10 protein-coding genes are annotated in these 10525 nt (G+C 61.3%); 1 reads left to right on the top strand and 9 read right to left on the bottom strand.

Annotated features, from left to right (window positions below):
• Window positions 1-116: 116 nt before the first annotated feature.
• Window positions 117-788, bottom strand: coding sequence for a tripartite tricarboxylate transporter substrate binding protein (locus B9Z45_RS13865; RefSeq protein WP_108407816.1), 672 nt, complete (start codon window positions 786-788; stop codon window positions 117-119).
• 123 nt (window positions 789-911) lie between these two features.
• Here B9Z45_RS13865 and B9Z45_RS13860 point away from each other — a divergent pair, with 123 nt between their 5' ends.
• Window positions 912-2117: an FAD-dependent monooxygenase gene (locus B9Z45_RS13860; protein ID WP_108407808.1), complete on the top strand. Its 1206-nt coding sequence runs from the start codon at window positions 912-914 to the stop codon at window positions 2115-2117.
• 10 nt (window positions 2118-2127) lie between these two features.
• Here B9Z45_RS13860 and B9Z45_RS13855 read toward each other — a convergent pair whose 3' ends face one another.
• The 8 genes from B9Z45_RS13855 to B9Z45_RS13820 all read right to left on the bottom strand — a co-directional run bounded on the left by B9Z45_RS13855 (window position 2128) and on the right by B9Z45_RS13820 (window position 10401).
• On the bottom strand, window positions 2128-4395 hold the full coding sequence (locus tag B9Z45_RS13855; protein WP_108407807.1) for a xanthine dehydrogenase family protein molybdopterin-binding subunit: 2268 nt from the start codon (window positions 4393-4395) through the stop codon (window positions 2128-2130).
• Window positions 4392-4901, bottom strand: a complete 510-nt coding sequence (locus B9Z45_RS13850) for a (2Fe-2S)-binding protein (RefSeq protein ID WP_108407806.1) — start codon at window positions 4899-4901, stop codon at window positions 4392-4394. The genes B9Z45_RS13855 and B9Z45_RS13850 overlap by 4 nt, the downstream gene beginning before the upstream one ends.
• A gap of 87 nt (window positions 4902-4988) precedes the next feature.
• On the bottom strand, window positions 4989-5894 hold the full coding sequence (kynA, locus tag B9Z45_RS13845; RefSeq protein WP_108407805.1) for a tryptophan 2,3-dioxygenase: 906 nt from the start codon (window positions 5892-5894) through the stop codon (window positions 4989-4991).
• A 10-nt stretch (window positions 5895-5904) separates the two neighbouring features.
• On the bottom strand, window positions 5905-7191 hold the full coding sequence (gene kynU, locus B9Z45_RS13840; protein ID WP_108407804.1) for a kynureninase: 1287 nt from the start codon (window positions 7189-7191) through the stop codon (window positions 5905-5907).
• A gap of 22 nt (window positions 7192-7213) precedes the next feature.
• The gene (kynB, locus tag B9Z45_RS13835) at window positions 7214-7840 is read right to left on the bottom strand and encodes an arylformamidase (RefSeq protein WP_108407803.1); all 627 of its coding nucleotides are present in this window, start codon (window positions 7838-7840) and stop codon (window positions 7214-7216) included.
• 68 nt (window positions 7841-7908) lie between these two features.
• Window positions 7909-8217, bottom strand: a complete 309-nt coding sequence (locus B9Z45_RS13830; protein WP_108407802.1) for a YkgJ family cysteine cluster protein — start codon at window positions 8215-8217, stop codon at window positions 7909-7911.
• A gap of 16 nt (window positions 8218-8233) precedes the next feature.
• Window positions 8234-9202: an ornithine carbamoyltransferase gene (gene argF / locus B9Z45_RS13825; protein ID WP_108407801.1), complete on the bottom strand. Its 969-nt coding sequence runs from the start codon at window positions 9200-9202 to the stop codon at window positions 8234-8236.
• On the bottom strand, window positions 9199-10401 hold the full coding sequence (locus B9Z45_RS13820) for an aspartate aminotransferase family protein (RefSeq protein ID WP_108407800.1): 1203 nt from the start codon (window positions 10399-10401) through the stop codon (window positions 9199-9201). The genes argF and B9Z45_RS13820 overlap by 4 nt, the downstream gene beginning before the upstream one ends.
• Window positions 10402-10525 lie beyond the last annotated feature (124 nt).

Genomic DNA, 10525 nt, shown 5'->3' with positions numbered 1-10525 from the left:
CGCATCGTGAAAAGGCTCTCGGTGAAGGTGTCAGCGCCGCGCATCATGTGTCCGTGTAGTTGCTCAACAATTAACGTTTCTCAGGGGCTCGGCGTGGACCTAAACATGGGAGTATTTCAGCAGCCTGTTAACTTGCCGCTTTTGACCATCGGCATCAGGGCCGGTGCTCCGGTAAAGATCAATTGGGTTTGGCCTGCCACTGTGTCACTCACTGCCGGTGCGGCGCCACGATAGGGCACATGCACCATGAAAGTCTGGCTGCGCCATTTGAAGTATTCCATGGCCACATGTGCAGCGCTGCCATTGCCGCCTGAGCCGAAATTGAGCCGTCCTGGATTCGCTTTTGCATAGGCCACCAATTCGCGCACGGATTTCACAGGGAGCGAAGGGTGAACCGCCAGCACGTTGGGCACACGCGCCACCCAAGCCACGGGCGTGAAAGATTTGACAGGGTCGTAGGGCAGCTGTGGATAAACAGAAGGCGTGATGGCCAGTGTGCCGATGTGTCCCATCAGCAAGGTGTAGCCATCGGCAGCCGCTTTGGCCACTTTGTCGGCGCCAATGGCGCCACCTGCGCCGGGCACGTTGTCGATGACCACCGGTTGGCCCCAGGCTTCGGTGAGTTTTTGTCCGATGGTGCGGGCCAGAATGTCGGTGCTGCCGCCTGGCGTGAAGGGCACGATCAGTCGGATGGTCTTAACCGGGTAGGCGGGTGCTTGGGCCCAGGCATTGACGACCATGAGTGGACTCAAACCCGACAAGATGGCAAACAAGAAACGGAGTGTCATGGTGTGTACAAATTGGGGGGTGATCAGATCGTTCGGGCCAGCCTGGCTTGCGCCAGCGATTCCTTCGAGATCCCTTCGTTGGCCCAGTTTATAGGCAGCCATTGACCCGGGCACAATCTGCGCATGGTCAATCAGGCTAATTCAAGAATTTTGGTGGCTGGTGGCGGCATTGGCGGCCTGGCCGCTGCCTTGGCTTGTTCGCGCCAGGGCCTCTCCGTGCAATTGCTGGAGCGTGCCGCGCAATTCAGCGAGGTGGGCGCGGGTGTTCAGCTTGGCCCCAACGTCACGCGCATCTTGCAGGCTTGGGGCTTGGGTGAAGCGCTGGCGCAGGTGGCGGCTTTTCCTGAGAAACTGCAAACCCGCGATGCGAAAACCGGCCTAGTGCTGGGCACCTTGCGTTTGGGTGAACGGGCACAGGCGCTTTATGGTGGGCCTTACGCCACGGTGCACCGCGCCGATTTGCATGGCCTGCTGCACCAGGCCGCGCTTACGGCAGGCGCCGATTTGCAACTGGGACAGTCCGTTCAGGGGTGGTGCGAAACGGCACAGGGGCTGGATGTGCACACTGCCGAAGGCGCTAGCCTGCGAGCCCATGCCCTGATCGGGGCCGATGGCTTGTGGAGCGCGGTGCGCCAGCAACTGTTGGCGGATGAACCAGCGCGCTTTACCGGTCATCTGGCTTACCGGGCCTTGGTGGCACAGGCCGATTTGCCCGTTCATTTGCGCACAGACCAGGTCACCGTCTGGATGGGGCCGCGCCTGCATGTGGTGCATTACCCCGTGCGCAGCGGGGAGTGGCTCAATTTGGTGGCCATCGTGCATGGCCGCAAGCCCGAGCAAGCCCAGAGCTGGGACCAGGCCGGACACGCCCAAACCTTGCTGCAGGCCATGGGCGGTGATTCCGGCGCGATCGGCAAAGACCTGCAGGAGCGCCTGGGGTCTGTTCCGGCCTGGCGGCTTTGGGCGCTGCACGACCGTGCGCCCATCGCCGCTGCCGGGCAAATGGCACAAGGCCGTGTGGCACTGTTGGGCGATGCCGCGCACCCGATGCGACCCTATCTGGCCCAAGGCGCAGGCATGGCGATCGAGGATGCGCAGGTGCTGGCTGAGTGCCTTGTCCAGGCGGGTCAACCCGTTGCTGCGCAGTTGCAGGCCTATGCGGCGCAGCGCTGGGCGCGCAATGCACGGGTGCAAGCCCGGGCGATTCGCAACGGCCAGATTTTCCATGCCCAGGGCGTTTTGGCCATGGGGCGCGATTGGTCCATGCGGCTATTGGGTGAGCGCTTGATGGATGTGCCTTGGTTGTATGGGCAAGGGCCGCTGGCTTGAACCTGCCAATTCAAACCACCAGCGGCAAAGCCCGCAGCCGCTTGCCGGTCAGGGCAAACAAGGCGTTGGCCACCGCGGGTGCCAGTGGCGGCACTGCCGGCTCACCCACGCCAGCGGGGTGCCGGGTGCTGGGCACGATATAGGTTTGAACCTTAGGTGCTTGGCTGAGCGTGACCATGGGGTAGCTGGGGAAGTTGCTTTGCTGTACCTCGCCGCCCACGATGTCGATCTGGCCAAACAGGGCCGCACTCAGCCCATAAATCACGCTGCTTTCCATTTGCTGGGCCACCGTGTCGGGGTTGACCACAGTGCCACAGTCGATGGCGCAAACCACGCGGTGCACGCGGATTTGGCCTTGGTCCAAAGACACTTCGGCCACCTGCGCCACGATGGAGCCAAAGGATTCGTGCAGTGCCAAACCTTGCGCGTGCCCCGCGGGCAAGGGCTTGCCCCAGCCCGCTTTGCTGGCGGCCAGTTGCAACACCGCCGCGTAACGAGGGGCTTCCTTGAGCCAGCTCAGGCGAAACGCCAGTGGGTCTTGCTGCGTTGCTGCGGCCAGTTCGTCCATGAAGCTTTCAGAAAAGAACGCGTTGTGCGAATGACCCACCGAACGCCAGAAACCCACCGGCACGCCGGACTTCGTGGCCACATGGCTCATGTGCTGGCTGGGAAAGCCATAGGGCAGATCGAACAGGCCTTCGGCGGTGGTTTTGTCGGGCATGTCGATGGGGCCTGACAGATGAGGTGCCGCACGCGCCATCCAGCGCGGTGTGATGGCGTCGCCCGCTGACTTGATGCGCAAACTGGTGATCTCGCCTTTCTCATCCTGAGAGGCCTGAAACTTGGCCAGGTGCATGGGCCGGTAAAAATCGTGGGCCATGTCTTCTTCGCGCGACCAGAACAACTGCACGGGCAAGCCTGCGCAAGCCATGGCCACCTGCACGGCCTGGCCGACAAAGTCCACCTCCAGCCGGCGGCCAAAACCGCCGCCCAGCAAAGTCACATGCACGGTGACCTGGTCTTCCTTCACGCCTGCAACTTGCGCCGCCATGGCGCGCGCCATTTGTGGCACCTGGGTCGGCACCCAGATGTCCACTTGGCCATTTTTGACTTGAGCCGTGCAGTTCATCGGCTCCATCGTGGCGTGGGCCAAATAGGGCGCTTGGTACAGCGCGTCAATGCGCTTGGCGGCGGCTTTTTCAGCCTGAGCGGGCACACCCTGCTCATGGAAGGTGAAGCCGTTTTCGGTGTTCAAGCTGTTCAGCAGCGCCGTCTGGATGCGCTGGGTGTCTAGAGCGTCAGAGTTGGGGGCTTGCCATTGGGCCTGCACAGCTTGCGCGCCCTGGCGGGCCTGCCAGGTGCTTTTGCCCACCACGGCCAGTCCGCCAGTGCCACCGCCCCAGGCATCGAGCTTCACAACTTGGCTCACACCGGGTAAGGCCAGGGCGACTTTCGTGTCCATGGCAGAAACCGATCCGCCCAGTTGGGGGTTCATGCGCACGGCGGCAAACAGCATGCCGGGCAGACGCACATCCAGCCCGAACTGCGCCTGACCGGTCACTTTGGCGGGGATGTCGGAACGCTGTGCGGGCTGGCCAATCAGCTTCCAGTCCTGGCGTGATTTTGGCGCGACACCTGACGGCGTGCTGCCTGCCGCCGCAGCACCCATCTGGCCGTAATGTGCTGACTTGCCCGAGGCGTGTTGCATCACGCCATTGGCCACGGTGATGTTGCTGGCGGGGACTTGCCAAGTCTTGGCTGCCGCTTGCACCAGGCTGGCCCGTGCGGTGGCTGCGGCCATCCGCAAAGGGTCCCACAAGTCGGCGATGGAGGACGAGCCACCGGTGGCGTTGATGCCCAATTCGCGGGCGATTTTGCCCACCATCCACTCCCCCATCTTGATCTTGATGGGTTTGTGATCGCCTTCACTGTCCAGCGGGTGAAAGGGCAAGCTGGCCACCAGCATGGCGACGTTGCCGTAAATGCTGTCGGCGCCTGCTTGCTCGAGGCGCACACGCTGCAGGGGCACGTCCAGTTCTTCGGCCACCAGCATGGCCAGCGCGGTGTGCACGCCCTGGCCCATTTCGCTGCGAGGCATGGCCAGCACAACAGAACCGTCTTGGGCGATCTTGATCCAGCCGTTGAGGGCGACATCGCCTTCGGTTTTGAGCATCAACTCGGGTGTGCCCAGACGTGAACGGGCAGGCATGACGCCCCAGCCCACGACCAGAGCGCCGGTAGCGCCTAGAGCGCTGAGAAGCCAGGTGCGGCGCTTCATTTGGCACCGCCTGTCTTCAGGAGCGTTTGTTTTGGGGTCTTGTTCTTCACGCCGTTTGTCATGCTGGCTGCTGCGCGGTGGATTGCAGCACGCACGCGTTGGTAAGTGCCACATCGGCACAAATTGGTCATGGCCGCGTCAATATCGGCATCGCTGGGCTGGGGGTTTTTGTCCAGCAGGGCTGCGGCGGCCATCAGCATGCCGCTTTGGCAGTACCCGCATTGGGGCACTTGCTCGGCAATCCAGGCCGCTTGCAAGGGGTGCATTTGGTCGGGCGTACCCAGGGATTCGATGGTCCTGATTTTCTGGTTGGTCACAGCTGACACGGGCATCACACACGAGCGAACGGGCTGGCCATTCACATGCACGGTGCAGGCTCCGCAAACGGCCACGCCGCAGCCAAATTTGGTGCCCGTCAGGTTGAGCTCGTCGCGCAGCACCCAAAGTAAGGGTGTGCTGGGATCGGCGTTGGCGGTGCGGCTTTGGCCGTTGATGTTCAGTTGCACGGTGTCGTCCCTTTGGTGTAAGTGGGCATGTTAGTGCAAATGAATACACGGCTTAGCTGTCTTTGGACCCGCTCAGAGTGCGGTGCTTCACAGTTGCGTGCGCAGTGTCCAGATTTCGGGGAAAAGCACCACATCCAACATCTTGCGCAGGTAACTCACCCCGCCGGTGCCGCCCGTGCCGCGCTTGAACCCGATCACGCGCTCCACCGTGGTGACATGCCTGAATCGCCACAAACGAAAAGCGTCTTCCAGGTCGGTCAGCTCTTCGCCCAGTTGGTACAGGTCCCAGTGCTGCTGGGGGTTGCGGTAAACCACGAGCCACGCATTCTCTACCGCTTCGCTGGCCGGATAAGGCTGGCGCCAATCACGCTGGGTGTGGCTGTCGGGCACATCCAGGCCGCGTCTTTTCAACAGGCGCAAGCACTCGTCGTACAGCGATGGGGCTTCGTAGGCTGCTTGAACAATGGCCGACAGATCGGGGCGGTGCGCATGGGGCTGCAGCATGGCGGCATTTTTGTTGCCCATGGCAAATTCAACGCAGCGGTATTGCCAGCTCTGAAAGCCGCTGGACTGGGCCAGATAAGGGCGAATGGCGCTGTATTCGGGGGGCGTCATGGTGGCCAGCACATCCCATGCATGGACCAACTGTTCCATGATGCGGCTCACACGGGCCAGCTTCTTGAAGGCATCGGGCAATTGGTCGTGGGCAATGCTGGTGATGGCCGCATGCAGCTCATGCAGCATGAGCTTCATCCACAGCTCGCTGGTCTGGTGCTGCACGATGAACAGCATTTCGTTGTGATCGGGTGATAGCGGTTTTTGGGCGTTCAGGATGGCATCGAGTTGCAGGTAATCGCCATAGCTCATACGACCGTCAAAGTCCAGATGGGCATGCTCCTCTTGCACGATGCGTTCGCCGGGTGCGGTGGCTGGAGATTCGTTGCCGCTCTTGCCTTGGCCTGGAGCAGCAGTATGAAATGGACATGAACTCATGGTTGGCCTTTCAGGTCACGGCATTCTTTTGCGCAAATCGGGCGTCCTGCCATTCGCCGCTGGCCATGACTTGGTGCAGGTGCTCCACCGCTTGCCAGACATCGGCGTAACCCACGTAGAGCGGCGTAAAACCAAAGCGCAGGATGTCCGCGTGTTGGCCGCCATCTCCCGCACGGAAGTCGCCAATCACGCCGCGCGCGATCAGGGCCTGCACGATGGCGTAGGCGCCTGTTGTTCGGGTCAGGCTGACTTGTGAGCCGCGCAAGTTTTCGGGTTCGGGCGTGGCGATGCCAAAGCCCTGACCGTGCAATCGCGTGCGCACCAATTGCATGAACAGACCAGTCAGGGCCAGCGATTTTTGGCGCAAGGCGGCCATGCCGCCCAGTGCCTTTGCGCTCAAAAAAGCGTCCAGGCCGCAGTCGAGCGCCGTGAGGCTCAGAATGGGTTGCGTGCCACATTGATAGCGCGTGATGCCTTTGGCGGGTTGGTAGTCGGGCGTGAAGGCAAACGGTGCGGCATGTCCCCACCAGCCTGCCAAGGGTTGCCAGAACCGGTCAGTATGTTGCGGGTGTACCCACACAAAAGCCGGTGCACCGGGGCCACCGTTCAGGTACTTGTAGCCGCAGCCCACGGCAAAGTCGGCACCCGAAGCGTGAAGATGAACCGGCACAGCGCCTGCGCTGTGCGCCAGATCCCATACCGTCAAAATGCCGTGTTCATGAGCCTGAGCGGTCAGATCCTGCATGCCGTGCATGGCACCCGTCCGGTAGTTGACGTGCGTCAGCATCAGCACGGCCACATCGTCTTGCAAAGCCGCGGGAATGTCAGCGGCTTCGACCAGTTGCAAAGTCAAGCCGCGCTCTTTGCACAAAGCCTCGGCGATGTACAGGTCCGTTGGAAAGTTGCTCCGCTCGCTGACGATTTTGGTTTTGTGTGGGTGGTCAGCGGCGGCGATTTGCAGTGCTGCAGCCAGCACTTTGAAGAGGTTGATCGAGGTGCTGTCGGCGGCCACCACTTCACCGGGCTGCGCGCCAACAAGCTGTGCAATCTTGTCACCGACGCGCTGGGGCAGGGTGAACCAGCCTGCGGTGTTCCAGCTCTTGATCAGGTCTTGCCCCCATTCGTGGGTGACGGCATGGGCCACACGGGCCGGCGCAGTTTTGGGCATGACGCCCAACGAATTGCCGTCCAGGTAAATCACGCCTTGCGGCAAGTCGAATTGACCGCGCAGGCTGCGCAGTGGGTCTTGTTTGTCCAGCAGTTCGCAGTCTTGCAAAGAGGGGGTGAGGTTCATCATCGGTTTGTCTTTCAAGAAGCGTTCAAAGTTCGCGCAAGACCGCACGCACAGGGCTGGCGTCAGCGGTCATCAGTTTCAGGGGCAGGGCGATCAGTTCGTAATCGCCCTCGGGGACATCGTCGAGCAGCAGGTTTTCCAGCACGCGCAGGCCGCGCTGGCGGATTGCCTGGTGGCTGGGCAAGGCCTTGCTGTCCGCCGGGTCGATGCTGGCACTGTCAATCCCAATCAGTTTCACGCCCAGGTCCGCCAGGTGCTGCACGGTATTGGGGTGCAAGGCGGTCAGTTGCTGGTCGAACTGCGTCAGAGGAAATTGCCGGTAAGTGCGCACCAGCAGCCGCTCGGGCACATCGCCCAGGGCGTGCTGCAGGTGCTGGGTGGTGATCAAGGAGCCAGCGTCCAGCACGTGGACGACGCGGCAGCGGCCCAGAAAGGGCAGCAGGTCCAAAGCCCCCACGGCAGCGCCTTGCGGGTCGTAATGCAGCGGCGCATCGGCATGCGCGCCCACATGCGGCGACAGGGTGATGGCGCTCACGTTGACCGGGCAGTCTGCCGATAGCGTGGCCGCCCATTGTTGGCGATAGGGTGTATCACCCGCAAAGACCGGGCTGGCCGCATCGACAGGTGGAGAAATGTCCCAAAGTTTTTTCATGGTGTGCGAAGGTAGCACCCGCCAAAAAACCGTGGTGTCGGTTATTTCCAACACCCGCAAAAAAGACTTCAGAGGTTCAGCGCGGCCAGGCCGTGTTTACGCCGAGCGTGTTCGCAGGCTGGGCTGCCTTCTTCAAATTCCCGGCAGGGCGATGGACGCCATTCGTAAATGCCACAAATGGCTTGTTCACCGGTTTTGCCATAGAGCGCGGCGCAGCGCGGTGGGCTGTGGTCGGTGCCACGCATGCGGCAGGTGTGTTCGGTGATGTTGTCGGCCAAACCAGCCGGAACCGAGCCCCCGCCTCCTTCGGTTTCGAATGCTGAAAAGTCCACCCTGAAACTGGCGCAGCAAGCGCCGCAGGTGGTGCAGGCAGTCATGGTCGGATGGGCGGTTTCATTGGGTCACGCGGCCCAACAGCAAAAACTCCATGAGCGCTTTTTGCACATGCATGCGGTTCTCGGCTTCGTCCCAGACGACCGATTGCGGGCCATCGATGACTTCGGCACTGACCTCTTCGCCCCGGTGGGCGGGCAGGCAATGCATGAACAGCGCATCGGGCTTGGCCGCTTGCATCATGGTTTCGTCCACACACCAGTCGGCAAAGGCTTTCTTGCGCGCTTCGTTTTCGGCCTCAAAGCCCATGCTGGTCCAGACATCGGTGGTCACCAGGTCAGCACCCCGGCAGGCGTCTTGCGGGTCTTTGAACACTTTGTAGCTGTCACTGCTGCGCAGGCCCGCCACCGCCTGATCGACTTCGTAGCCGCTGGGTGTGCTCAGGTGCACCGTGAAGCCCAGCAACTCGGCCGCTTGCAGCCAGGTGTTGGCCATGTTGTTGCCGTCGCCTACCCAGGCCACCACTTTGCCCTTCAGGTAAGACGGGTCAGGCTTGCCCTGGGCGTCCAGACCCCGGTGCTCCAGCAGGGTGAACAGGTCGGCCAGGATTTGGCAGGGGTGAAACTCATTGGTCAGGCCGTTGATGACGGGCACACGCGAGTGGGATGCAAAGCGCTCGATCTTGTCCTGGCCGAAGGTGCGGATCATGACGATATCGGTCATGCGGCTGATGACGCGGGCGCTGTCTTCGATGGGCTCGGAGCGGCCCAACTGGCTGTCGCCCGTGGTCAGGTGGACCACCGAACCGCCGAGTTGGTACATGCCAGCTTCAAAGCTGACACGGGTGCGCGTGGAGGCTTTTTCGAAAATCATGGCCAAGGTGCGGTCGGCGAGGGGGTGGAATTTTTCGTAGGCCTTGAATTTGCGCTTGATCTCGGCGGCGCGGGCAAACACATGCGCGTATTCGTCAGCGCTCAGGTCGGTGAATTGCAGGTAGTGCCGCACGGGCACGGGTGGTGACTGGCTCATGGAGTTTCTGCCAAAAAGGTCTTGATCAGGGGCACCAAAATGTCGACCAGTTCATCGGCTTCAGCTTCGGTCATGATCAGCGGAGGCACCAAGCGGATCACGCTATCGGCTGTGACGCTTAAGAGCAGACCGGCTTCAGCGGCGCGGCTCCAGATGGCACCGCAAGGACGGTCCAGCTCGATGCCAAGCATGAGGCCCTGACCGCGCACCTCTGTCACACCCGGCAAGCCTACCAGTGCTTTGTCAAGAGCGCCGCGCAAATGTGCGCCGACCTTGGCCGCGTTGGCCATCAGGCCGTCTTTTTCCATGATCCGGATGGTTTCCACACCGGCACGCATGGCCAGTGGGTTGCCGCCAAAAGTGGTGCCGTGGTTGCCGGGCTGAAAAATGTGGGCGGCCTTTGGACCTGCCACCACGGCGCCAATCGGCACGCCAGAGCCCAGACCTTTGGCCAGGGGCATCACATCGGGCACGATGCCTGCCCACTGATGCGCAAACCACTTTCCGGTTCGGCCCATGCCGCACTGCACTTCGTCGATCATCAACAGCCAGTCTTTTTGGTCGCACAGGGCGCGCACCTGCTGCAGGTATTCGATGCGCATGGGGTTGACGCCGCCTTCGCCCTGAATGGTTTCCATGAAGACCGCCACCACATTGGGGTTGCCTTCGGTGGCTTTTTTCAGGGCACTGATGTCGTTAACCGGCACGCGCAAAAAACCTTCGAGCATGGGGCCAAAGCCTTTTTTCAGCTTTTCGTTGGCGGTGGCGCTCAGGGTCGCGATGCTGCGGCCGTGGAAAGCTTTTTCGTAGACCACGATCTCGGGCTTGTCGATGCCCTTGTCGTGGCCAAATTTGCGTGCCAGTTTGATGGCCGCTTCATTGGCTTCCAAGCCGGTGCAGCAAAAAAACACGTTGGTCATGCCCGACATCTCTACCAGTTTGGCCGCCAACACTTCTGCATTGGGCACATGAAAGTAGTTGCAGCTGTGGATCATCTTGCTGACCTGGTCTTGCAGGGCAGGCACCAGGTCGGGGTGGTTGTGTCCCAGGGTGTTCACGGCAATGCCTGCCAACGCATCCAGATAAGACTTGCCATTGATGTCCCAGACTCGGCAACCCTGACCATGGCTGAGTGCAATCGGCAGTCGGCCATAGGTGTTCATGGTGTGCGGTGAGGCGGCTTCAATGTGAGCGGTCATGCGTGAACTCCAGAAATAAAAATCGGCCCAACATGAAGAGCCGCTGAGAGCAGATTTTAGGGGCAGAAGCAACTTCGCCATTGCTTGCTCTGTCCAGCCCATCGATACAGCTTGGCAACGGGTG

The sequence above is a fragment of the Limnohabitans sp. 2KL-17 genome (assembly GCF_003063415.1).
In the GTDB taxonomy this organism is placed as follows: domain Bacteria; phylum Pseudomonadota; class Gammaproteobacteria; order Burkholderiales; family Burkholderiaceae_C; genus Limnohabitans_A.
This window is presented reverse-complemented; position numbering and strand designations above follow the sequence as displayed.